Raw genomic sequence first — 24,994 nt, 5'->3', positions numbered from 1 at the left:
CCGCGAAAGCTGCGCACCTGTCGGCTGTCGTTGGCGGTCGAGAGCCTTGACGGTGCGATGGTGAAACGTGGCTCAGGGGCTCACGGATCGGCCGGCCCTCCATGACGCGACAGCTTCCGCTCACTGTCAAGCGTGTCGATCGGCCAACCGCTGCGAAAGTAGAAAACCGCTTCGGGATCAATCGTTAAAGTCAACGCACTTGGTGTTAACGATCGCACTTTGGTTTTTTGACTCTCGCCTTCTCTCGGACTGCCACCGGACGGTCACGGGTGACGGCGTCAGTCCGAAATCGGCGAAAGCCAAAAAACGTATGGGAAGAGTGAGGCGTCGGCCTTTTGCGTGAAGTCGCGTGCGCCGGAGATTGATGCGCCCGTGACTGCCGGGGAGCCTGTCGGTGATTCGCTGAGGGCTTTGGCCGAACAGACAAGCTGTCGGTTGAAGGTTGACCGAGCGTCTCGTTCCCGGCTTACGTCGCTGTCGCTCGTCGCGGTCACTTTCGCCCTTCTTGATAAGGAGCTCGGCATCCTGCCTCGCACTGTTCTGATCGGGCTCCGCCCTCGGCGTCGGTGCTGCTCGCTCGCGCTCGGCGCTACCCTCATCCTTCGGTCGCTGTCACCACCTCCGTCAACCGTCGGCTCCGCTCGGTCGATCCCTCCCTCACTCCGGTCGGCGAAGGATGGCCCGCTCACGTTTTCCAACTTCCAACTTCTTCTCTTTCAACTTGGAACCTGGAACTTGAAACCTGAAACTGTGCTCCCGCTTCCTGCCATCGTTCTCCGACGGACATCCTGTCCCCGACGGGTTTCAGTCGACGGGCATCCTACCCGCCGTGCCTTCGGCGTTCTTTCATGTCCGAAGGTGCGCGGTCGGTCTTGTGGCAAGACCAAGCGGCCTCCCATTGCGGCGGAAGTCAACTCGGTCCTGTGATCACATCAATCGTCCGCCGCTGCATTTGCGGGGTTCAACCCCCGCCCCCTTTGATGCGTCCGTAGTCGTCAGGTTGCCTATCCTGCCAATTCGGCTCCTGACCCTTTTTCTTAGTCGGCATCGTGCCCAAAGACGGCGGGCATCCTGCCCACCGGGCAGGTTAATCGGAAAGGTAATGGCCCCCTTTGGCTTGGTCACTGACGGAAAATTGCTGAGCGCGTCAACTCAGACGGGTTTTATCTCTGCTCCTATCCACATTACCTTTACACACCTATCCTCTCGCACGATAACGGCAAAGATTGTGTAGTCCCTGCCCTCTCGAAAACGAAACAAGTGGAATTCACAGTCCACAAAAGCGGACGGAGAAGAATCGTCGAGTTCGGCTAACATTTTCGCCCAGCCGTTAAACATTTCCGGATTGGCTGGTGTCACGACCTTATCCACAAGAATCATATAATATGGATTCGTCCCAAGTAAGTCGCCGGTAGTGAGCGAGTCGACTAGTTGCCTTTCCAGTGGGTCCTCAAGGCTTTCGCGTTCTTCCTCTTTCTCTTCGAACGCACGGATTTGCATTCGTAGTTTCGCTTGGAGCACGAAATGTGACATTGCTAAAGCAGCCATAAGGACTGCAACCACCACAGTTTTGATAGAGAATCGCATGTTTCAGTTGACTGCATGGGTCATAGGCTTCCATTTCCGTAACGAACGTCACAGTACTTTGCTTTGCATATGCTGCGAAGAACCCAATTCGTTAATCCGGGAAAAGTTCGATCGCACCTCGCGTAGCATGCTTCTAGATCCGATAGCCCAGGTGAAATGACTGGTGGCTTGTTTCCTCCGGAATCCGGGGCATAGAGGTCTTCGGGTTCCTGGGGTGAGTTGTTGCAGTAAAAGCTATTGCCTACGGGGTTGATGCTTTCTGGGTAGGTGTAAACATCAGAACCGCCTCCCAAGCACTCGGCCAACCGTTCGCCGTAATCCCCTCGTCCCACCTGACAAGCAATGATTTCGACCTTGCAACCGGGCTTATAAGAAGGGTGCGACAAGATTTTTGCGCACATTTCATTTACCGGGATGGGAATATATGCGGGTCCGCCTCCTCCGTCTGGCGTCCAATTTGGATTTGGTTTTTTGGGTGAAAACTCACTTACATCATCCAGGTGGCAGCCACCGTGGCATACGATCCTGAACCACCCAGGTTTGTCAGCTACGTGAAATCCCGGCAACCTACTGTTCTCATTTCGTGGATCTCCTTCCGGTGGAAAGAACCTGATCTGCAATCCACTGGGGTCAGCGGCGTTGGTTGGCATCCCACCAACATACATGTACAGGCTCCACTGGCCACCTTCGAACCCAATCGGATCACGACTCAAAAACCGTCCCGCAATCGAATCGTACATGCGGGCGCGGTAGTGGTAGAGGTCAAGGACGTCGTCGTACTCGCGACCGGTGTAGGTGTACCGGTTGCCTTCGGCAGTTGGCGTACGTGCCGTGCCGCTGGCGTCGAAGATCGAGAGACTGCCGTAGGCATCATACGCGTACCGTTCCTTGATCGCTCCACTCGAATCGGTCAGTGCGTTGACACTGTACTGTTGGCCGCGATGGTAGTGTCGCACGCCGCCGGTGCTGTCACGCACGACCGGTTCGTCGAGGGAGTTCGCGTAGGCGGTGGTGTAGGTCGGGCTGGTCGCTGCGGTTCCGGACGTGTCGTCTGCGATCGTTGGCTGGCCATTTTGGACATCGATGCTGACCGTCGTGCCGTCGCCGCGTGCGACGCGGCGACCGAGTGCGTCCCATTGGTAGAACACGTCGTCGGTGCCGCTCGTTATCACATCGAATCCGTAGCCACTCATCGTTCCGGTGATACTCTCACTGGTCTTGTTTTTGTGGTCGTCCCAGCCGTCGCTGAGCTTGCCGGTCGCTGCCCCAGTCTAACGGATGCTCGACAGCATGTTGTCGCTGTTCGTGTCGCGAGTTATCGGGTGTTCGGCTTTGGTGACCAGAGGAGGTAGGAAGATTTTGGGGTAGGAAAATTGGAGGCTGGAGCGGATCGGGGGAACCGGTTCGGGACAAGACCAAAGGGCATCGGTCCTTTATGCAAACGAGGTTCGGTTGCGGGGGCGATCTTGTTTTGTCAGGTTGGAGCGCACCATTGGCTCGGTGGTTCAACGCATGATACATTGCTCCGACGGCATCAACATGATGCGGTCTGGATATTCAAGAGGATGTCCAACCGTGAATCGAAAACGCCTAAGTCAACATTCGCGAACTACCCCGTCGACCGACAAGGCTCCAGACCCTGTTCCAGAGATCAAGATGACTTCGAATGACCGGCCCCCGCCTTCTGTGAATCCCTACGCGACACCTGCGTCAGACGCGAGCGCGTTGAGTCATTTTTCGACGATGCATCAAACCAGCCTGATCGGAAAATTTGGTGAAGCGTGCCGGCTTCTCTCCAACCATCTTGTGTTGTTTAGCGCGATCATTCTGACCGTTTGGCTGCCTGGGAATCTGCTGATCAATTACCTCGCCTACTATGTCTACAGCGAGGACGAGATTGTCGATTTGATGCGGAGTACGATGTGGATCGAAGGGATTTTTGGTCCGGTCTACATCGGTGCGATGATCCATGTGCTGTGGAAATTGAAACGCGGAGAGTACGCAGGTTATTCGGAGGCGATCGGGGTGGGGATTCGCAACTGGGGGCGACTGTTCGCTGCTCGGTTGGTCGCCGGCTTGATCGTCACACTGGGTTTCCTTGTCCTCATTATCCCCGGAATCGTCTTGCAAGTGCGTTACGCCCTGTTGGACTCAGCGGTTGTGCTGGACGATGCCGACGCTCATTCTGCCAGGGTCAGAAGCACGGAGTTGACCGTCGGCATGCGTTGGCAGATTTTCTTTGCCGCGATTCTGTTCTTCGTCCCTTACATGTTCCTGTCGGTCGCGATCTACCTTCCAGTCGATTTCTATCCGCAGTTGGACACCATGGCCACATCGGTTGTCCTGGACTGCTTCTTGGACATCGTCTATGCCATCATCCAGATCGTTATGTTCCTGTTCTACTGGGAGGCAGTGGCAAAGGAGACTTCGTCAACTGGACCCGCAGCGGGTACCACCGACGCAGTCGTGCAGTGATTAGGTGTTTGATCATTGTGGGGGGGCGTTGCGGCCCGGGACGCGATCCTGGCCGGCGAAGTGAACACCGCGATTGACCGTTCGACCTCCCCTCGCTTCGCTCGACCCTCCTGCCAGGAGGGTGACGCCGAAACGGCACGACGACCGACGGTGCGAGAGAACGGGAGGACAGCTCGATCAATCTCTCGGCGGTTGGCTGACGAGCGCACGCTGGACTTCGATGACCCGTGCGGTCTGGATGGGGTTCATCGTCAGGTAGCGGTCACGTCCCTGCGGGTCGGGCGTGAATCGGGTGAAGCCGTCGTCGTCGACCGCGACCGTGCCGCGTTCGGATAGGCCGAAGTATTGGTCGTCGGGTCGCACGGCGTACAAGACACTGGTCAGGTCCCAAGTGGGGCGATCGTGGTCGGGGCCGCTGTGCAACAAATAGGCTTCGGGCACGATGTGGTGGTCCCGATACCGAAAGTCTCGGGCGATACTTTCGCGGGGATAGGGCGCGGCAATGCCGATCAGAAAGTCGCTCCAGACCACTGGCACGTCGGCGGGCCATTGCCGAGCGAACCGCTGCATCGACCCGATCCCGTTGCGGACGTTCGCCTCCAAGAAATGGGTGTTGCCGCGGACCGGTCGAAACGCACCGGCCATCACCGAAACCAAACGCACTTTGCGGCGCACCAGTTCGATGCCCGAGAGTGGGCTGATCGAATCCGGCGGCGACTCGATCAGATCGGCGAGGTTGGCCGCCAAGCCGACCTGCACCAACGCGACGCTTTGATCGGCGGCGGCGGACAGCGTTTGACGCAGCACCGTCACTGCGTCTGGTGCGTCGTCGCCGGAGAGAAGGTCGTGGGGATAGCGGAACGTGTCACCCTCTTTTTCTTCGACCAGATCCAGGTACTTGCTGTCACGGTGCTGGGCATCACGTGTCACCCCGATGGGCAGATCGGGCCGTCCGTAGAACGTGTTGACCGCGTCGACGAACGGTGCGGCCAACGGATTGATCTTCGAAACCGTCACCGCGGTGATGGTGCATTCGCCACGATCGGCCAACGTGTGCAGCATCGCCAGCGCCAGCACGTCGTCCACATCTCCGGTGATGTCGGTGTCAAAGATCACCGAAACCGGTTGGTCACCTCGCGACACATCGGGGATCAGGATCAGAAACAACAACACGCCCCAGGCGGGAAGGGAGGACCAAGCGGTTTTCATGAATTCTTGTCGTGAACGGGGGGGAGGGGAGGGAAATGCCAGCGCGGACGACCAATCTACTCGGAAACGAAACGGGGTCTACCGCCACATCAGTCCGCCGCCACCGTCGGGCGGGAGGGGCGTCGCGCGGGAGGGGCGTCGAGCGAGTCGGGCGGCAGCGAGTCGGGCGGCAGCGAGTCGGGCGGCAGCGAGTCGCGATTTTCGGCGTCCGTGAATTTTCTGGCGCCACTGAATTCGACGCCGGGCGCGCCATGGTGTAAATTTGTTTTCGAGAACATTCAGGCGGATCCTTCTTCTCTTCTCTTTCTTGGAACGCTGCCGATGAATTACAAGTTCGTTTGGGTCGACACTGCCAGCGGCATCGACCGACAACAGTGGGTCCTTTCCCCTCCGGTGACCATCGGTCGCTGTCCGACGGCCGAGATCACGCTCAGCGACGGTTCGATCAGCCGCAAACACTGCCAGTTCCTGATCGACCCCTACGGATCGCTCGTGGTCCGCGATCTGGGATCCAAGAACGGGGTTTACGTTGATGATCGACGCGTCGAAAAGGCGGTGCTGCTGCCGGGCAGCGAAGTCAAGATCGGTGTGATCACGTTGCGTGTGGAAATGACCGACGAAGCGATCGACCAAATCGACGAGCCCGAGTCCGCCTTCGATCTGGAAGTCTATGATCTGGGAGAAACCCAACCGGTGAAAATCATTCCGCCGACCGAAGACGTGGGGTGACGCTGAAAGCGGTCAGGCACGACGTCGCGTTACCGAGTCGGTTTCACTTTGAATCCGATTCCGGCAAGCGTTTTGCGAACGGTGTCGGCGTGGTCGCCTTGAATTTCGATCAGGTCTTCTTTGGGTTTGACCGTCCCGCCGCTGCCGCAGGCGGCTTGTAATCGAGTCAACACGTCCGCCAGGTCGTTCGCCTTGGCGGTCAAGCCTTCGACGACGGTTGCCTTGCGGCCGCCCTTGCGTTTTTGAACACTGATGCGGGCGGTCTGTTTTTCTGGCGGCAATCGGTCGGCGTCGCGTTGGCGTTTCGCTTCCGCTTGTGCCTTTTCTTCCGGCGTACAAATGCATTCGGATTCTGGTTTGCCGCAATCCTCACACTCGGGAGGAATATCAAACGGGGTGCCTGCAAAGAGCCTTGTCATCGCGATGGAAGAACTGAATTTCGAAGAGTGGGGATGAAAGACGCACTATACCAGCACGGCGTGTGAGTCGCCGCATGACCCGGAGGGATTTCAGCGACAAGCCGTTGGCACGCTTCGCTACGGTGACGCGATTTGCCGGACGACGCGAAACCCGTGCTCGTGGGACTGGAAATGCGGGAAGTGGTGGCCGCGAAACGCCGATCGGGAATTGGGGCGGCGTTGCCACCAGCTTCCCCCGCGGAACACGCGGCGTGTGCCGGTGTCCGGCCCGGCCGGGTCGATCCCTAGGTCGGCACAGCATGTGGAGTAGGTGGTTTGATCATAAAAATCAAAGCACCATTCGAAGACGTTGCCGTGCATGTCGTGCAACCCCAGCGGATTGGGGCCAAGCTGTGCCACCGGCTGGGGCTGCTCGCCCGCGTTTGCGACGACCCACGAAGACTGTTGGAAGTCTTGTTCGCCGTACGACCATGGCGTGTCCGTTCCCGCGCGACAGACATACTCCCATTCCGCCTCGGTCGGCAGCCGGTAGCCGTTTCCCGGCAGCACTTTGACCTCGACACCACGGATGTCGTAGCAAGGGTTCAACCCTTCCAGCTGACTGAGTCGATTGCAAAACTCGATCGCGTCGAACCAGCTGACCGACTCCACGGGATAATCGCCGGTGTCCACTCCCTCGACCCGTTGCCGTTTTTCTCCGGCGGCCGAGAACGATGCCGGGTTTTCGCCCATCACCGCTTGGTATTGCGATTGTGTGACTTCCATCGCGCCGACGTACATCGGCAGCGACACTCGAACGCGGTGTGCCGGCGTTTCGGTCAGATAACGCTCTCGCATGTTTTTGCGTTTGTCTTGGACCGCCAGTTGCTCCAGTTCATCTGGACCGGTGCCCATCGTGAATTCACCGGCCGGCACCAGGCAAAGCTTCATCCCGATCGAATTGTTCGTCGACTCATCCACACCCAGATGACTGGCCCATTGACGCCGGATGTTGTGTACCTTCGGCTGCGACAGGGGCGCGAGCAACGGCTTGGGCGGAAGGCGATGTTGCGTCACGTAGGCAATTTCGTCGACCTCGAGTGCACGATCCAACACAATCAATTCGTCCATCAAGATCGAAACGTGTTTGCGTTCGACTTGGGCGCCGAGGATCAGGGACGCATCTTCGGGCCGACGTGAGTTGTCCAAACCGGCGGAATCGACCAGTCGGCCGTCGACGTACAGCCGCAATTTGGTCCCGTCCTTCGCGACGGCGATGTGATGCCAGAACGCGTCAATGTCTGATCTCAATGCTTGAGGGCTTGAATCTTGGACGGATTCACTGAAGCCCTCGACGATGATTTTACCCGGCCGCGGCGAAGTCTTGCCGGTCATGCTGATTGAGAACATGCCGGTCGGAGTTGCGTAGTGCAGGATCGGCACCACATCGAAGACGAACTGCTTCCGTTTGATCCAAAACCCCACCGTCGTCTCGTCATTGAACAAGCTGCCATCCGACTTCACGGAGATCGGCTCGGCGGTCGAAACAATGTCCAACGACGCACGGTCGCCGGGCAATGGCGCGGCGTCGCGAAGGGTCAACCGTTCGTTCGAAACGTCAATGACATCGTGTCCGTTTCCCGATCGGTCGGCCAACCGGTTTTCGTCGTCGGCATCAATCGGCCAATAGGCGATCAAGTTGGACGAGAGGTTCCACGCCGTCCAGTCCGTCGGCACGGCTTCCTGCGATGTCTCCGGTGGCTGCGTTTGCGGCGGTGATTCTCCGCCCGAAATCACAGCGGCGTGGGGATCGACCCGGTGGAAGGGGTTGCCGACAAGGCCAACCCAGGCGAGTACCACAACAAGCGGGATTGCGAGCAGGAAAGGCCAGCGACGGAGGACAAACGTGGCCTGTCGGTCCCCGCGGTCTGGCAAGTGAGATGGCGAGCGGTGAAGACTGACCGTGGCGGGATGCACGTCGCTGGCCGGTCCGATCCGCTCCACCTCGCTGATCGGCCTGGTCGATGACATGCTCGGCTTGGGACAGGCGACGAGCAATTCGGCAAGCCGATGATCCTGGGCGAAGGGCTGCAATCGATTCGCGACTTCGTTCAGATCTGCCGGCCGCTGTTCCGGCAGCCGGCGGACCATCTGATCGATCAGCGCGACCAGTTGTGGCGGCAGGTCATCTCGCATCGTTGAAATCGAGGGCGCGTCCTGCGTGGTCAACGCGACCGCCCGCTCGACGGCTGTCTTGTTAGCGCTCGCTTTGCTCGGCGTCCTGCCACAGAGCAACTTTGTCAGTGTCGCACCGAGTGAATAGATATCGGCGCGATAATCGACGTCGCGACTGTTGAGCCCCTGTTCGGGCGACATAAACTCCAGGGTTCCGATCACTTGGCCGGTCGCGGTCAACTCGTCACGGTCGGCGTCGGGGTCACAGATCGAGGCCAACCCCAAGTCCAGAATCTTGACCACGGGGGCGCCCTCGTGATCCAACGCCAGCATCAGGTTGGACGGTTTGATATCGCGATGAATCAGTCCGGCCTCGTGCGCCGCTGCCAAGCCGATCGCGGTTTGTCGAGCCAGTTCGCACGCGTCCGGGATCGCCAGCGGTCGGCAATAACGCAGCAGCTGGGAAAACGTCACCCCGTCGACGAGTTCCATGGCTAGAAATTGGATACCGTCGCGGACGCCGCCATCGGTCGCTGCGACGATGTTGGGATGACTGATCTTGCCGAGTGCCTTCATCTCGCGGCGAAACCGTCGCTTGATCGCCGATCGTTCTTGTTTTGATGCGGTCAGCACCTTGAGTGCGACGATGCGATCGAGACGTTCGTGCCGCGCCTTGAAAACACGCCCCATGCCTCCCTGTCCAAGATTGCCCAGCAATCGATACGGACCGATCTTCAAGGAGGGAAGCGAATCCCCGACGGCGTCACTGATGTCTGTCGCGACCTCTGCGTCTTCGGCATCGTCATGCTTGGTGGATAACGACCGCACTTTGGAGACCGATTCGATGCAGCCGGTTTCCAGTTCAAACGGATCACCCTCCCAGTCGCTCAACTCGCGAAGCAAGGAGAGTTCGCGATCGAATTCTTCTGCGGAATCATCGGGAGCGGTCATCGGGCGTCGCTCATTCCATCATTTCTTCACGCATCCGACACAAGACGCGATACGTTGCTAGGCGAACGGCTGTCGCGGTCATCGCCAAGTCGCGTCCGACATCCGTTGCCGATTGATTCTCGATCGTGGTCCGCCAAAATGCTTGCCACGTCGTCTCTTCAAAGTCATCGCGGATCATACGAAGCGTTCGGAACACCAGCCCCTTTCTCACTTCCTCTTCGTCGGGCGGCACGTCGCAACGGAGCATCTCCGGTACGTTGCACCGCCAAACGTCCGCCGTCGGATCGGCTTGATCACCAAGTTCCGTCTGCAGGCGTTCGAAATGCCGACGTAAGACTTGGCGATTGATTCCCCACAGCCAGGCGCGAAAGCTGCCGGTAACACCGGTGGGCGTAAACGTGGACAGCCGCGTGGAGACCACCCGAAAGACCTCCACGGTCAGATCCCTGGCCTCAGCCATCTGCAGGTTCGCGCGGCGCGACCAGCGATACACCATCGGTGCGTAGAGATCGGCGAACCTCGCCCATGCCTGCGGGTCTTCCTCGCATAACTGACGGATCAGTCCGCTGGCAGTCGCTGCAGATCCCGTCGAATAGCCCGCGTTGACCGATGTGCTCATCAACCTGGTTCCCTCAACCCGCCGCGGTGAAGTCGTTCGAGTCGCCTGGATAGCTCGATCGATGGATAAGTAAGCACCTGTTTTCGGGGCTTTTAAGATACCCGCCAAATGGCATCTCTGCAAACTTTATTGCCGAGAAACGGGCTGAAACGCTTCGGCTGGCGGCCGGCTGGCGGCCTGCCGGCGCGGCGGTCATAAACTCGGATCGTGATCCGACCAGACCTCGCGGATGTTCCGCAAGTGACGCTCCACCGTCGCGACACTGCAATTCTGCTCGACGGCGATTTCTCGGTTCGAATGCCCCGCCAGACGCATCAAGGCGATCCCGCGATCTCGCTCATTGAGCCGCGAGAGCAATTCCCGGCAGGATAGCGGGATCTGGTCGATCAGCGTTTCGGTCGGCGGCGATTCGATCAGTTCGACGAAGTCCAGCAAAATGCTGGGGTGAAAGTCGCTCCTGCGGCCGCGACGTTGTTTCAACGCATGTTGATCGCGATGCACGTTGGCCGCTTTGCGTTTGGTGATCACGACCAACAGTTGCCAAAGGTCCTCTCGATTCTGTAATCGTCGAAATCGGCCCTTTTGAGCGCCTTCCCAAATCGCCCGCATCGCCCCGATGGCGAGGTCATGTTCGTCAACAAAGCTGCGAGACGCTCCGGCAAGCTTTTTGTCCGCCAATTGGCAGATCCGCTCGAAATAACGCTCCCATAACGACGCGACGGCCAACGAGTCGCCTCGTTTCATGTCGGCGATCCACTCCGAAACACTGTCTTGATCGCTGTCGTCTTTCTGGTCACAGGGCATGGAAAACAGTGTACCGGGTTTTGCTTGCTGGGTTTTGTGCACTGGGTTCTGCAGTTCGGGAGCGCATTTCGCTGCTGCGGAAACTGATTGCGATCGTCGCGGGCCGGTGGCGAGGATCAATTTGACGACGGCTGATCAAGGGACGGCACGGCGTCAGATTTAATTCTTGGATTTTCGATGAATTCAATGAGGGGAAAACGCGGGGCGCCGGGAGATGTAGATTGGACGGGTGTGTTTGCGCCCGTCGGCGAGATTGCAGGGGCCTGAGCCGACCAGCGTTTTCCTGGGTTTCCCTTCTCGGTGGCCGGAAGAATTTGGTGGCGGAGGCTGCTGCTGAACTCTTATAATGTTGACAGACATCGCACAATCGATCCAGCCAGCGATGGTGGCCCGCATGAGTTTGCCCCACTCATGATGGGATCCCCATCGCTGGCTTTTTTAAATGGATCCCGCATCCCGACCCCCGCGTCCCGAATGTCGTCACTTGCGTTGGTTCCATACCTTGACGTCGTCGATCTGGACACCGTCCCCGGCGCAACGGAAGACGAGCGTCGGCTTCTTCACCCCAAATGTCGGGTGTGACGCCTTGAGCTGCGTTTGGTCCAGAGTCGCCGTCACGTATGGTCCCCAAGTCGTTACACGCATTCGATGCCATCGATCCGTTTCGACCGCGGTGTCCGAGGACGCGAGCACCTCGTTGGGATCTTCCTGGGGGCGATTCTTGTCAACGTGCTTCATGATCCGCCAGCCGGTGGGCGACACGATGACCGAGAACAGATGCCCCTTCTTGTCCAGTTCTCCCTTGGCCGGATCGAATCCGAAATGAAAGGCCTTGGTGCCGTCGGAGATTTTGAAACCCAATTGGTAGACGGCATTGTCGGTCTGGACGGTGTAGCGGGCCGCGGCGGCATGTTTGTCGGCCGGCAATTCCTTCGCCTGCAGCACGCCGTCGGCCACCGTCCATGATCCGGTGTTGATGTGCCACTTGTCACCGAGCGGCCCGTCGAACGTTTGATCCACCACCAGATCGCTGTTTTGCGGGGCGACATCGAATGGTGGTTCGGCGGCGTGGAGCAATTCGGTTGGACCAATGGCGATTGCGAGTAGGGCGGCGAGCAGGCGTGCTGTTGACATGGGATTCTTTTTCGATGATCGGGAAAAGGGAGACGGGCTGTCACTGGCGGGGTGATGAAATGATTCCTGAGCCCACCGATGGTTAGCCGACGGAGCGGGAGCGCCACGTAACGTGGAAAGCATTTCTTAGCGGTAGGGCGCGAGCGGCCTGTCGATTTAGTTCCTGGGGACGGTTGATTCGATTTTGGTTCCGGACGAGGCTTTTATGGTGCTATGCGGGGCATCCAGAGTCGTTGGTAAGCGTGTTGACGGGATCGTGGCGTTCGCTTGTGGCGGATTTCGTTCGAAATGCCCCCTATCTCCCCTAGTTTGCTGTTCCGAGCGCTTGTGTCGCCGCGGCGGCGCGCAGCTTCGCCAAGTAACTCATGATTTTCTTCAGATTGAATCCGGTCGCCGCCCAGCGCCATTCTTGATTCACACCTGCGATACCTCGAAGCAGGAATCGCCGCATATCAAGCGTGCTCTTGATCACGGCGAAAGGCGTTTCACCGAAATGCTGACGACGAGAGTAAGCCTCTTTGGCTGCAGGCGTTTCCATTCGCGCACGCTGCCGACGTCGCGCTCCTTCATGCTCATCATGCATCGTCTCGCGACCACGTGGCGGGCCAGGCTTGCGACCACGTCGCTTGCCCGCTCGCTTGTCCGACGAGGTCGCTTCGCTGGACTCCTGGGACGATGCCTCGCTGCTGCTTGCCTCGTCTTTTGGCTTCACGTTCTTGCGACAACGCCCAGCCAGCGTGCAGCCCTCGCATTCAAAACAGGTGTAAACCTTTCGCTGCACCGGAGAGCCGTCGCCATGCGTCGTGTTCTCGGTCATCCGATGTGAAAGCACTTTGCCTGCCGGGCAGTAATAGCAGTCGTTCGCTTCGTCGTACACAAACGCTGCTTTGTCAAATCGTTTGGTTTGTGGATTAACCGGCAACTGACCAATCTGATCGGCGGCAACGGGCTCAGTCAAATCCGAACGCTCGGCAGAGTTGTTCTCGCGATTGGTTTCGGCAAGCGGGCCAATCAGTTCGATCTGTTTTTCCTCAGCCGCAGTGAGGTTTTTGCCCGTCGTGTAAGCCGAGTCAGCCATGACTCGCTTAATGTCAATTCCAAAGTCGTTGGCCACACAGTCGACGATGGTGGCAAATTCGTGGTGTTCGACGTTGCCGATCAAGACGTCCGCCGCAACGATCAGGCCGCTCTGCGTTTCGGTCGTCGCCATCGGAGTAAAGTTGGCTGCGTAACCACCCTCCTTATTGGGAAGAATGCGACTGTCCGTGTCAGTCTTGGGTAACTGGGCGGGGCCCTTCGTCCCATTTTTCCTGCGGACTTCGTCCATCGCATTGACCGTCTCCAGATGAGCGGCCAGTTGTGAGCGGCGTGACTTCAAGTTGGCGACGGCGGCGGGGAGGCGGTCCGCCGAAACGTCCTGGCCGATGAGATCTTCGTCGCATGCGTCGTTGACTTCGAAGGTTTCCAGGGCCTCATCAATTTGCGCGTCAAGTTCTTCGAGTGCTTTGGCTAATCGTTTGGCCGTCCAAGTCTTGTATTTGTTGGCGTCAGCCAGGATGCGTGTGCCGTCGATGCACAGTTCCGAGAGATTGGCGATCCCCAGGTTGATCGCCAGCTTGACCATTTGTTTGAAGATGCCTTTGACTGCATCACTATTGTTTCGGCGGAAGTCGCTGATCGTGCTGTGATCGATGCGGCGACCGCTGCTGAGCCAGATAAAATCGATCGAATGCTTGAGTTCGTATTCAATGTTCCGGCTGGATCGGATTCGCCGAATCATGGCAAACAGCAGGATCTTTGCCATTACGCTGGGATGGATCGGCGGCTGACCGAATCCGCCGTTGTAGGCCGCCTCCCAATCAGTCCAGTCCATCTGATCGAGGATCTCGTCGACCAAGCGAACGGGATGATCCTGAGGGATGAGTTCCTCCAGGGCGGTGGGAATGAGGACCAGTTGCCCGCGTGGTGTAGGAGCTTCCTGCCAATAGCTGGTCTTGGGTTGTCTCTGGCTCACTGGGCAAGCCTCCCTGCGTGAGAAGTGAATCGCGACGACGATCCGCCAAGAATAGCAAACATCGTGACGATGCCTACTAAGCCACGTCCCCTCGTTTTGTGGATACACTAAACCGACAGGCCGCGAGCCCTCCGGTGTTTCGGTAACGATGAGGAACCGGAGGGCTTGCGCCCTGCCGCCAACACCGCTCAATCGACATTGAGGGGCGCCGCTCGCGCTGGCGCGAACCGGCTGGTATCAATTGATGATCAGCCGTTTGGCGCGAGCCTACGGGCCCTGCGCTGGTCAAAACCTTGTCGATTGAGCGGTATTGGGCTTGCGCTGGATCGCTAAAACGTTGGTGTTGACACTCTGTTCGGTTTACGCGACTTCGCTCCCTTTTGATATCGTCACCGCTCGGCCTCGCTTCAGCCGAGACAGGATGGGTTGTGAGGAAGGTGGACGGACGGAAGATTGGAAATTGGAAATTGGAAATTGGAAATTGAAAAATGAAAAATGAAAAATGAAAAATGAAAAATGCAAATTTGCAATTGGAAGTTTTCATTTTGCAATTTTCAATCTCTTGCTCCGTGTCCTGCAACGGGGAACCGGAGGGCTTGCGCCCTGAGGGTTACACCTCGTAAAACGCAGGGAATCAATGCTTCACTGCGTAGGCTGCCAGGGCATCGGGCCGTTGTCTTTGGGGCGCAGGAATTTGGCGTCGACGTCTTGGTACCAGCGATGCAGTTGTTCGCGCATCGCTGCGACTCGTTCGGGGTGTTGATCGGCGAGATCGTTTTGCTCGCCGACGTCTTCGGCCAAGTTGTAAAGATGAACCTTGCCGTCCTCGTAACGCTCGACCAACTTCCAGTCACCCATCCGAATCGCTCCGCCCGGGAATCCGCCTTGGTTGCTGTAGTGCGGGTAGTGCCAATACAAGGCATCGCGTTCCAGATTCTTTTCCCCTTTGAGCAGCGGCACCAGTGAAACGCCGTCGAGGTGTTGTTGAGGCAATGGGGGCAAACCGGCCAGTTCCAGCAGTGTCGGATAGAAGTCGGTGCTGACGACGGGGACGCTGCATGATTTTGGTGCGTCCTTGATCATCGGGGCGTGGATCATGAACGCTTCACGGATCCCGCCTTCGTAAACCCATCCCTTGCCGCCGCGAAGTGGCAAGTTGCTGGTCGGGGAACCTTCCGAGGTGGACAGCCCGCCGTTGTCGCTGGTCAAACAAATGATGGTCTCGTCCATCAAGTCCAAGGCTTCGAGCCGATCGATGACGATGCCCACGGCACGGTCCATCGACTCGACCATGGCGGCGTAGGTCGCGTGGGCTTGCAGCGTTCGGACGCGACGTGGTTGTTTGGCGTTGGGCCAAACCTGTTCTTCATCGGCAAACGCTTCTTGGGTATCCAAACCCAAGCGTTTGGCTTTCTCCTGGTACTTTTTCACCAACGCCTTGGGAGCCAGCAACGGGGTGTGAACGCTGTAAAAGGCGAGGTACGCAAAGCACGGATCGGCTTTGTTTTGGGCGATGAAGTTGGCGGTTTCTTGCGCCAAGCGGATCGGCAAGTGTTCTCCATCGGGGCCGTCGGTCAGTCGCGGGTTGCCGTAGGGAGAAAAGTACCGTTTTCCGCCATACGGTCCGCCTCGACTGTAACCGCCGAAGTTCAAGTCAAACCCTTGTCGGGGCGGCCAGAACTCCTCGCTCGGCCCGAGGTGCCATTTTCCGGCAAACATCGTGTGGTAGCCGTGTTGCTTGAACGCTTCGGCCATCGTGACCTCGCTCAGCGGCATGTGGTCGTTTAGCACCGCGGGCAAAAAACGTCCGGGGCGTTTGCCGGAAAAGAAGTTGGTGGCATCGGCCCGTGTCGGGTACCGCCCGGTCAGAATGCTGTATCGCGTCGGGGAACAAACCGGGTTGGCGGCATAGCCGTCGGTGAAATTGGTTCCGCGATCGGCAAGTCGATCGATGTTGGGCGTCTCGTAGAACGATTTGGGATTGTTGACACCCACATCCATAAATCCCAAGTCGTCGACCAAGAAAAAGACGACGTTGGGAGACTTGGCGTGAATGTTTGGATCGGACAGGGCGCTCGTTGCGAAAACGCAACCGATCAGAACGGCAAAAAATCGGGGCATGAAGGACATCGGCGGTGGAAAATTCGGGTCGTGTTGGTGACGTGAAACGGGCGCAGCGCCCTCGGGCTCGGTCAGCTTAAAAGCTGACCGAGCACTCGTATTCTATGTCAGCTCAATTTTCGGGTAGTGGACGAGGCGACGAGTCCTCCGCCAATACGCCCACTGCAGAGGACTCGTCGCCTCGTCCACTGCAGAGGACTCGTCGCCTCGTCCATTGCGGAGGACTCGTCGCCTCGTCCACTACAGAGGACTCGTCGCCTCGTCCATTGCGGAGGACTCGTCGCCTCGTCCACTACAGAGGACTCGTCGCCTCGTCCACTACAGAGGACTCGTCGCCTCGTCCACTACAGAGGACTCGTCGCCTCGTCCACTACAGAGGGCTCGTCGCCTCGTCCACTACCGCCTACCCGAAACGCAAGGTGACACGGAATACTAGTGTAGCCAACATCTCCCGAAACAGCTTCCGCCACCGACGACGCAAACATCGCTTCAACGTTTCCGCATCGCTCCATCGCTACGGTTCGACCTCCCCTCGATTTTCTCCGCCCCATAGGCATCAAGTTAAGGAATATTCGAGCAAGTTGGGATCGCGGAGCAATTCCGCAGTTCCCGGCTTTTTCCGCCTTTTTGTTCGCTTGCAGATCGGTAGGACTCGGTTTCGGATTTTTGCGAGATATTCGCAAAGTCTTGAATGCGATACGAGGCAACTGGCCAATTCATCCATCCAATTTGCAAGCCGCTTAGCTATCTTTGCGAAGCTTAGCGATGAATTCTCGAACCAGCCCGCCAGTATGACCAACCACTGCTGGAGAAGTGCACCACAGAGGCGGACCCAAAACCGGGCCATCGAAATGGTGTCCGTGCGCCCATCCATCAGATCGATCTGGCAGTACGTTTTCCATCGCTTGAAGAGCAATTCAATTTGCCAGCGGCTGCGGTACAAAACGATCGCCTCTTGGACGCTCAATTGCTCTACTGCAAGATTGGTGGCTAAAAAGTTCCAGTCGCAAGCCGCCAAGCGGTCCTGACTCGGTGTACGGCCCTTCTTTTTCGCCCGTTTGCGAACTTCCCTGCGACGTTTCGCGGCGATTGCCTTGGGGATTCGCCATGCGATCAATCGGCAGTCCAGCGGAGTGCCTTGGCCGACTGTGACGTCGCAGTCGATCAGTGAGTCATTTTGTCGGCTCAGCCAAGCAACTAGCCCTTCGGAGTGATCGTCCACCTTGATTTTCACGTTGTAAAGCAATCGCGTCAGGAAAAAGGCTCCCCACGCTGCATAACACGAAAGGACGGCGGATGAGAAATAGCCGAGGTCAGCGATTCGAAGTGAGCCTTTCTGGAGTGGCACGACTTGACGGTTTGTTGCCTGATCGGGCGACTTCCCTGGTTCGAGTTGAATGCACTGCAACTCCCCATTGGCCAGGTCAAGTTCGGTTTGAAGCTTCACTGCAGCGGTATTGTGCTCCCCTACACCGCCACAACCTGCAAATTCTGCTGCCAAACTCGGCGGCAAGCTGATCACCGAACTGTCGATCAGCTTGACCGACGTAAATCGTTCCAAAAGCGGGGCGAGCTTCGACTCGGAGTGCATGACCTGCATACTCATCTTGGCAAACAGCGAACGAAAGAAGGCGACCAATTGATCGCTATATCGTTGCTCAACGGCCTGGGGAGAAATCGTCAGCCCCACAGAAGCAGCCATGCTGGCAATGTCCTCCTCGTTGGCGGTCGGTTTGGCTAGCATGGCCAAAATGAACGACTTCGCGAGCGTTGAGGCATCAAACTTTCGTCGTCGTTTGATGACCTTGGATTCGGCGGCAGATTGCTCGGCAAGTTCTCCGAAACTGGTCTGTAACAAAGTGGCCAATCGATCTATGGTCTTCACGGCGGAAACTCCTTCTTCCGAGGTTGTGGTGATAACTACCTCATGAAGGTTTTTCCGCTTTTTTTCTACCTCAATTCCTTAACTTGGTGCGTATGCCCCTCGATTTTCTCCGCCCTCCCTGCCAGCAGGGTGACGTGGGAAAACAAGGGGAGTTTTTCTCCGACCAAGCAGCGTTATTGGTTGAGTTGCTCCTCGATCGTTTCACCGCCGGCACGGGTTCCAAGGGCGCCCCACAACCCGTAGGGACTGGGCATCCCCGGGGCCTGAACCCCGGTGCCGTTCCATTTTACGTTGCCCGCGGTGGTATCGCCCGATTCGATCGAATCGGTGATGAAGACAACGGCACCATCCCCCATCAGGATATGGGCGCCGCCCTGATGGCGACTGCTCGGTCCGTAGATGCCGATGGTGAACGTGTTGTTGCCGTTGCTGCAGATTTCACGGTTCGGCGGCAGAATCGAAGTGATGCCGACATTGACGGCCATCCCGTTCATCCATTTGAAGCCCCGTTGGACTTCGGCGTTATTGCTGGCGAAGTCGGTTCCGGGAGCCCAGAACTTGGGCCGATCCGGATCGATTTGGGCGGCACACAGACTGGGATCGTTCAGGATTCCGCGGGCCTCGGCCACCCGCGTGGTGATCTGATTGTCACCGAGATCCGTGTTGAGTTCACCGCCCATGATCGTGTTGGACAGGCCATCGAGCACATCACGGAATCGAGTCTCCTCGCGGGGCACAAACATCCCGCGTGTCGTCGAACGCATGCGTGTCATCCGCGTCCGCGCGACCACGCCGGTTTGATTGCGTCCGCCATTGTTTTGGAACTGAATCGAATCCCCCAGCGCGACGCCATAGTTGGTGCGTCCTTGACCCGGAAAGCCGACTCCGGGATCACTGGGGCATCGATACGAGGGGATGTTGGTCAGCCAGGGGTCGTATTGAAATCGGCCATGTTCGGCCAGACTCATGGCGACTTGGGGACCCATCGCGCTAAAGAACAGCCCCTGGGCCGAGGCCGGTTCTTTGACGGCAAACGGGTTGCTGATTTGATCCCACAAGGCCTGTTGCTCGACGAAAGGTAAAATGCCGACGAGAGCGCTCAGATTGAAAAAATTGTTTCCGCCGTAGGGTGATCCTGGCGGAACCGGCGTCCGGGCCTGGGTGTTGTTGCCGTAGCGATAAGTGCCCCCACGGTTTCGCGGCAAGTTCTTGTACGTCGAGTGGTAATTGTGAAACGCCAAGCCGATTTGTTTGAAGTTGTTACTGCAACTCATTCGGCGAGCGGCTTCACGAGCCGCCTGGACTGCCGGCAGCAGCAACCCCACCAAGATGCCGATGATCGCGATGACCACCAACAATTCGACCAGCGTGAATGCTCGTCTGGAATTTCTTCGCATCTGACTTCTCCCGCAACAAGAACGAATAAGAAACCGAGGTGCGAAGTCTGTCATCACGACGTCCTACGCACCGCTATAAGAACCAAGACGCATGTGCGTCATCATCCGCGAATTTCTTCTCAACGATCTACTCGCCCGTTCCGTCGTCTTCGCCCTCGTCGACATCTTCATCGATGCGCGCCGCCGCTTCTGGATTCGCATCCAGATATGCTTGTACCGATCCCTCTTCCGGCCCCGTCGGCTCAGTGGAAGGACCACATCCGACGAACAGGAGCGTGCCTGCCAAAAGCGAAGCTGCGGTCATGTTGATCCAAGAGAATTTCATCTGCTCACCGCGATGGAACGTATGAATTGAACGAACGACCGGAAGACGAGGTCGCTATGGACGAATCGAGCTTACCAGTCACCACGATAATGGTTTTTTCCGCTGCATGCACGAAAACGTACGAACAAAATTCGCATATAGTGAACGCGATTTTCCGTAGTCTGCCGCGCATGCCCCGCCCCACACCTCTCGTAACGTTTTGTATCCACCGATCCTTCTTCAACCACTCCGATGGCCGGCACGGCGGGTGCCCTGGCTCGGCTGCAGCCTGTTGCTCTTGCTGGTTATCGGCTGCACCGACGGCGAGCAACACGACGACGCCTACCCGCGGCGCCCCATCAAACTGATCGTCCCGTTCGCCGCCGGAGGTGGCAGCGACACGTTTGGCCGCGTGATTCAAAACGCGATTGAAACCCATCGATTGCTGCCCGAGCGATTGGTGATCATCAATGTGCCCGGCGCCGGCGGGACGATCGGCAGCCGGCGGGTCAAGCACGCGCGACCGGATGGCTACACGTTGTTGTTGTTACACGAGGGCATCCTGACGGCGCGGCATTCGGGCAGCGCAGCCTATGGGGCCGAAGCGTTCGTGCCGATCGCCGGCACCGGAAACGCGACGCAAGTGGTCGCCGTCCGCGATGACTCGACCTATTCAGATCTCCCATCGCTGATGCGTGAGGCCTCGCGAAACCCTGATTCGATTGTCTTCTCGGCCAACATCGGTGCCCCCAGCCACTTTGCCGGCTTGATGTTGCAGGCCAAACAACCCGGATCCAAGTTTCGATACACCCAGACCGGTGGCGGTGCCAAACGGTTCGCCGCGCTGCAAGGCGGCCATGCCGACGTGTCGTCGTTTTCGATCGCTGAATACGTTCAATTCAAACTCAGCGGGATCCGCGCGCTGGCATTGTTGGGACCTGAACGACACCCGGATCTGCCGGATCTGGGCACGGCAATTGAACAAGGGTTTGACGTCGAAAGCCAGAACATGCAGTTCTGGTGGGCACCGTTGGGCACTCCACCGGATCGTGTCGAAACGATCGCCGATGCGTTGGCCGCAGCGATGCAGACGGACGAGGTGCGCCAGACGTTGGCGGAAATGAAAATCACCGACACGGTGTTGCGGGGGGCAGCACTTGAGGCGGAATTGCAACGGCGCGAACGTCGGATCGCCGAGGTGGCTCCGTCGGCCGCAGTGGAGTTGCCTGATTTTGCGATGATCGCCTTGGGCTGCTTGGCGTTGACCGCCGTCGCCGCATTCATCCGAGCCGTCCGACGGCGCAGCAGTGGCGTTCCCCGCCCAGCCGCGGACCGGACAGAGCGCGAGACGTCGGCACACACGGGCCAGCTCGCTGCGATCGGTTGCACCACCGTCTGCTATGTCATCACGTTGCAATTCCAACTCGTGCGTTTCGTTCCCATCACGGCGGCCTACGCCCTGCTGATCGGCGGCATCCTGGTCTGGCCGCTGATCCAGTCACGTCGCATCAATGCGACAAAGGCGACGGTCGCGTTGCTCATCGTCAGCGTGTTGATGAGCGTCGTGATGCATTACCTGTTTACCGAAGTCCTGGTCGTGGATTTGCCCTAGTGATCTACCGCAGCTCAATTTTCGGGTAGTGGACGAGGCGACGAGTCCGGGTAGTGGATGAGGCGACGAGTCCGGGTAGTGGACGAGGCGACGAGTCCTCTGTAGTCGGCATATTGGGAAGGACTCGTCGCCTCGTCCCCTACCGCCTACCCGAAAACCAAGGTGCGGCGGAATACTAGCGCAGGAGAATCATCGTTTGTTTACCGAGCCCGCTGTCGCGATCGAATTTCTGTTGTCTCCCACATCGTTGTTGATGGCGGCGATCGGTTCGTTGTTGGGCATCTTCGTCGGCGCGATTCCCGGATTGACCGGCGCGATGTTGATCGCGTTGACTTTGCCGCTGACCTATTCGATGCCGAGTGAGTTGGCGCTGGTCTTGTTGGTTTCGATGTATGTCGGTTCGGTCAGCGGCGGACTGGTGACGGCGACGTTGCTGCGGATTCCCGGGACGCCGGCATCGATGATGACGACGTTGGACGGCTACCCCATGGCGCAGCGGGGCCAGGCGGGGCGGGCGCTGGCACTGGGCATCGGCGGCACCTTCATCGGCGGGATGATCTCTTGGGGATTCCTGGTTTGTCTGGCCCAGCCGATGGCGGCCTGGTCGTTGACGTTCGGCCCCTTCGAATTCTTTGCGCTGGTGATGGTTGCGATGGTCTTGATCGCGACCGTCGGCGGCAAGTCACTCAGCCTGGGGCTGTTCTCCGGCGCGCTGGGCGTGATGATCGCCATGCCCGGTTCGTCTCCGGCAACCGGCATCGCGCGATTCACGTTCGGGATCCATGAGATGGATGACGGGTTTAAACTGTTGCCGGTCTTGATCGGGCTGTTTGCGGTCAATCAAGTGATTCGCCAGGTCTTGCAAGGCGATGTCGGCGGCAGCGCCGCGGAAGTCAACGATGGCGACAAACTGGATTTTCGGCTTCGCGATGTGGCGACCCACGGCGTCAACCTTGTCCGCTCGGCGTTGATCGGCACCTGGATCGGGATCTTGCCCGGCATCGGTGCTAACGTCGGTTCGGTGATCGCCTACTCGGCCGCCAAGCGGGCGTCCAAGACGCCGGAACGATTCGGCAACGGCAGTGAGGAAGGCGTGGTGGCGTCCGAAACCGCCAACAACGCGACCGTCGGCGGGGCGCTGATTCCGCTGGTCGCGATGGGGATCCCCGGCAGCGTGATCGACGCGATCTTGTTGGGGGCACTGGTGATTCACGGCTTGAAACCCGGACCGATGCTGGTGCAAAGCGATCCGCTGGCGGTGCAGACGATTGTCGGCACGATGCTGATCGCCAACCTGCTGACCCTGCTGTTCTTGCTGGCTTCGGTGCGGATCATGGTTCGTGCCGCCAGGGTGCCCCTGTTTGTCCTGGTCCCCGTGGTGATGATTTTCTGCGTGATCGGTTCCTACGCGCTTGCCAACCGCATGTTTGATGTTTGGGTGATGCTCGCCTTCGGTGTCATCGGGTACCTGATGGAACGGTTTCACATTCCGATTGCGCCGCTGGTGATCGGGTTTGTGTTGGCACCGATCGGCGAAGAACACCTGGCGGCGGGGCTGATGCAAAGCGGTGGCAGTTTGATGCCGATGTTCACCCAACCGATCTCATTGGGTTTGTCTCTGGTTGCACTGGGGCTGTTGGCATGGACACTATGGCGTCGGTTCAACGACGGCAAGGCGATCGTGTTGCCTGACGAGTCATCGTAGCTTAGCGATCGCGTTCAACGCCCCCGTCCAATCGTTACCCCGTTTCCCTCTGCCCCGATTCGATCCGCCAAAACTATGCGCCCCAATATCCTGTGGTATTGCACCGACCAACAGCGTTTCGACACGATCGGTGCGTTGGGAAACCCGCACGTGGTCACGCCGACGATCGACCAACTGGTCGCTTCCGGCGTCGCGATGACCCATGCCTATTGCCAAAGCCCGATCTGCACGCCGAGTCGTTCCAGTTTCATGACCGGCATGTACCCCTCGCGGGTTCACAACACTCGCAACGGCAACGAGTCGTTTCCGGCGTATCCTCCGGTGATCACCAAGTTGATCGCGGAATCCGGCTACGATTGCGGTCTGGTCGGTAAGTTTCATTTGCAAAGCGCGGGGCATCGCACCGAACCGCGGATCGACGACGGGTTTTCGTATTGGAAATTCAGCCACGCGCCACGCGATGATTGGTCCGAAGGCCATGACTATGCCGAATGGGTTCGCCGTCGCGGCGGTGACTTGGATGCGATGCGTCAGTCCGCCGAACGGGTTCCGACGGAGTTTCACCAAACGACCTGGGCCAGCGAGTGTGCGATCGAATTCATCCAAGACCACGCGGCGGGGGAGAAACCTTGGCTATTGAATTTGAACATCTACGATCCCCATCCGCCGTTCATCCCGCCCAAAGCGTACGCCGATCGATTTGATGCCGCCGACATGCCGGGACCGCACTTTCGCGATTCGGATTTGATCCAACAAAAGAAACTCGCGTCGCTGGATTTCCAAGACGAAATCCGCACGCCGGAACAGCACAACGCCAAGCGGGTGCAGGCGGATTACTACGCCATGATCGCGCAGATCGATGACCAGTTTGCGCGTCTCCTTGAGACGCTCGATCGCACCGGCGCGCGGGACAACACGGTGATCATCTTCACCAGCGACCACGGCGAGTCGCTGGGCGATCACGGGCTGATGTTCAAGGGGTGCCGATTCTACGAAGGCCTGGTGCGGGTGCCGTTGATTTTCTCGTGGCCGGATCAGTTTCAATCAGGATTGATCTGTGACGGACTGGTCGAGTTGCTCGATCTGACCTCGACGTTGATGCAGCTGTGCGGATTGGAGTGCCCGGATTACATGCAGGGCAAGAGCTTGATGCCGATCTTGCGGGGCGAGTCGGATCCGACCCACCACCATGATTTCGTCCGCAGCGAGTACTTTGATGCACTCGATCCACACTTCACCGGCGGAGTGGGAACGTTCGGCACGATGTATCGGACGCCACGCTATAAGCTGTGCGTGTATCACGACAAGGGGCTCGGCGAACTGTATGACCTTCACGCCGACCCGTGGGAGTTTGATGACCTCTGGGATGATCCCAAACATCAATCGATCAAGCACAGTCTGATTCAAGACGCCTTCGACGCCCACGTCGTGCTGACGACCGACATGGGGTCACGGCGTATCGCGCCGATGTGAGTGTTGTGCGGGGGCGTTGGATCGGCGTTTGAGGTTCAATGACAGCAGGCCGTGTTGTTGTTAGCGGCAGGGCGCGAGCCCCATACCGCTCAATCGAGAAGCGAAAATGAAACACCATGGCTCCCCTCTCCCCCGATTCCTGGCGAGCCTAAGCGAGTCAGGAATTGGGGGAGAGGGGCTGGGGGTGAGGGGGATTTCTTCTGTGCGCCGTTGCTGGATGACGGCAACGATTCGTTCTCGAACCCCGGTTGGATCTGGCGATATGTCGTACGCTGGAATGCGAACGACTTCAAATCGACACAGTAGAAATCAACGGTGTATCGCCCATCGGATACGCACTTCGAAACTTTCCTCCGGCGCAACCACGATTGCGCGTCATCAGCTAAACCGAGCTTTCCAATT

19 protein-coding genes are annotated in these 24,994 nt (G+C 58.3%); 5 read left to right on the top strand and 14 right to left on the bottom strand.

What is annotated here, in order from left to right; genetic code table 11:
* Nucleotides 1-1,152: 1,152 nt before the first annotated feature.
* Complete coding sequence (locus TBK1r_RS14640) at nucleotides 1,153-1,587, bottom strand: hypothetical protein (RefSeq protein WP_145211890.1); 435 nt, start codon at nucleotides 1,585-1,587, stop codon at nucleotides 1,153-1,155.
* A 20-nt stretch (nucleotides 1,588-1,607) separates the two neighbouring features.
* Nucleotides 1,608-2,780, bottom strand: a complete 1,173-nt coding sequence (locus TBK1r_RS14635) for an RHS repeat-associated core domain-containing protein (RefSeq protein WP_145211888.1) — start codon at nucleotides 2,778-2,780, stop codon at nucleotides 1,608-1,610.
* Nucleotides 2,781-3,330: 550 nt separating this feature from the next.
* Between TBK1r_RS14635 and TBK1r_RS14630 the strand changes: the two genes are divergently transcribed.
* On the top strand, nucleotides 3,331-4,062 hold the full coding sequence (locus TBK1r_RS14630; protein ID WP_145211885.1) for a DUF7847 domain-containing protein: 732 nt from the start codon (nucleotides 3,331-3,333) through the stop codon (nucleotides 4,060-4,062).
* A 177-nt stretch (nucleotides 4,063-4,239) separates the two neighbouring features.
* Here TBK1r_RS14630 and TBK1r_RS14625 read toward each other — a convergent pair whose 3' ends face one another.
* Nucleotides 4,240-5,271 (bottom strand): nucleoside hydrolase, encoded by a 1,032-nt coding sequence (locus TBK1r_RS14625; protein ID WP_145211882.1) that lies wholly within the window; start codon nucleotides 5,269-5,271, stop codon nucleotides 4,240-4,242.
* Between the two features lie 89 nt (nucleotides 5,272-5,360).
* Nucleotides 5,361-5,549, bottom strand: coding sequence for a hypothetical protein (locus TBK1r_RS14620; protein WP_145211875.1), 189 nt, complete (start codon nucleotides 5,547-5,549; stop codon nucleotides 5,361-5,363).
* A 43-nt stretch (nucleotides 5,550-5,592) separates the two neighbouring features.
* On the opposite strand from TBK1r_RS14620, the gene TBK1r_RS14615 reads away from it, so the two are divergent.
* Nucleotides 5,593-6,000: an FHA domain-containing protein gene (locus TBK1r_RS14615; RefSeq protein ID WP_145211871.1), complete on the top strand. Its 408-nt coding sequence runs from the start codon at nucleotides 5,593-5,595 to the stop codon at nucleotides 5,998-6,000.
* A gap of 29 nt (nucleotides 6,001-6,029) precedes the next feature.
* Here the strand turns inward: TBK1r_RS14615 and TBK1r_RS14610 are convergent, their stop codons facing one another.
* The 10 genes from TBK1r_RS14610 to TBK1r_RS14565 form a co-directional block, all read right to left on the bottom strand.
* A complete protein-coding gene (locus TBK1r_RS14610) occupies nucleotides 6,030-6,419 on the bottom strand; it encodes a translation initiation factor (protein WP_145211868.1) in 390 nt (129 codons plus the stop codon).
* 117 nt (nucleotides 6,420-6,536) lie between these two features.
* Nucleotides 6,537-9,524, bottom strand: coding sequence for an SUMF1/EgtB/PvdO family nonheme iron enzyme (locus TBK1r_RS14605; protein WP_145211865.1), 2,988 nt, complete (start codon nucleotides 9,522-9,524; stop codon nucleotides 6,537-6,539).
* 10 nt (nucleotides 9,525-9,534) lie between these two features.
* Nucleotides 9,535-10,143 (bottom strand): RNA polymerase sigma factor, encoded by a 609-nt coding sequence (locus TBK1r_RS14600; RefSeq protein ID WP_145211862.1) that lies wholly within the window; start codon nucleotides 10,141-10,143, stop codon nucleotides 9,535-9,537.
* Nucleotides 10,144-10,335: 192 nt separating this feature from the next.
* Entirely contained in the window at nucleotides 10,336-10,947 is a 612-nt protein-coding gene (locus TBK1r_RS14595; protein ID WP_145211857.1) for an ECF-type sigma factor, read from the bottom strand.
* A gap of 480 nt (nucleotides 10,948-11,427) precedes the next feature.
* Nucleotides 11,428-12,081, bottom strand: coding sequence for a hypothetical protein (locus TBK1r_RS14590; protein ID WP_145211854.1), 654 nt, complete (start codon nucleotides 12,079-12,081; stop codon nucleotides 11,428-11,430).
* Between the two features lie 304 nt (nucleotides 12,082-12,385).
* Nucleotides 12,386-14,095: an IS1182 family transposase gene (locus TBK1r_RS14585; RefSeq protein WP_419581358.1), complete on the bottom strand. Its 1,710-nt coding sequence runs from the start codon at nucleotides 14,093-14,095 to the stop codon at nucleotides 12,386-12,388.
* A 642-nt stretch (nucleotides 14,096-14,737) separates the two neighbouring features.
* Entirely contained in the window at nucleotides 14,738-16,216 is a 1,479-nt protein-coding gene (locus TBK1r_RS14580; RefSeq protein WP_419581357.1) for a sulfatase, read from the bottom strand.
* A 556-nt stretch (nucleotides 16,217-16,772) separates the two neighbouring features.
* On the bottom strand, nucleotides 16,773-18,101 hold the full coding sequence (locus tag TBK1r_RS14575) for an IS4 family transposase (RefSeq protein WP_419580149.1): 1,329 nt from the start codon (nucleotides 18,099-18,101) through the stop codon (nucleotides 16,773-16,775).
* A 173-nt stretch (nucleotides 18,102-18,274) separates the two neighbouring features.
* Nucleotides 18,275-19,498 carry a DUF1559 domain-containing protein gene (locus TBK1r_RS14570; RefSeq protein ID WP_145211845.1) on the bottom strand — a complete coding sequence of 408 codons (1,224 nt, stop codon included), beginning with the start codon at nucleotides 19,496-19,498 and terminating at the stop codon, nucleotides 18,275-18,277.
* A 127-nt stretch (nucleotides 19,499-19,625) separates the two neighbouring features.
* Entirely contained in the window at nucleotides 19,626-19,823 is a 198-nt protein-coding gene (locus TBK1r_RS14565; protein ID WP_145211842.1) for a hypothetical protein, read from the bottom strand.
* Between the two features lie 247 nt (nucleotides 19,824-20,070).
* On the opposite strand from TBK1r_RS14565, the gene TBK1r_RS14560 reads away from it, so the two are divergent.
* The 3 genes from TBK1r_RS14560 (at nucleotide 20,071) to TBK1r_RS14550 (ending at nucleotide 24,592) form a co-directional block, all read left to right on the top strand.
* The gene (locus TBK1r_RS14560) at nucleotides 20,071-21,414 is read left to right on the top strand and encodes a tripartite tricarboxylate transporter substrate binding protein (RefSeq protein ID WP_419581356.1); all 1,344 of its coding nucleotides are present in this window, start codon (nucleotides 20,071-20,073) and stop codon (nucleotides 21,412-21,414) included.
* Nucleotides 21,415-21,646: 232 nt separating this feature from the next.
* A complete protein-coding gene (locus TBK1r_RS14555; protein WP_419581355.1) occupies nucleotides 21,647-23,119 on the top strand; it encodes a tripartite tricarboxylate transporter permease in 1,473 nt (490 codons plus the stop codon).
* A gap of 75 nt (nucleotides 23,120-23,194) precedes the next feature.
* Nucleotides 23,195-24,592, top strand: a complete 1,398-nt coding sequence (locus TBK1r_RS14550) for a sulfatase family protein (protein ID WP_145211836.1) — start codon at nucleotides 23,195-23,197, stop codon at nucleotides 24,590-24,592.
* The last annotated feature ends 402 nt before the right edge of the window (nucleotides 24,593-24,994 follow it).

The sequence above is a fragment of the Stieleria magnilauensis genome, from assembly GCA_007753675.1.
GTDB classification, from domain to species: Bacteria; Planctomycetota; Planctomycetia; order Pirellulales; family Pirellulaceae; genus Stieleria; species Stieleria magnilauensis.
Note: the sequence above shows the minus strand (reverse complement) of the source record. Positions and strands in the feature narration are given on the sequence as shown.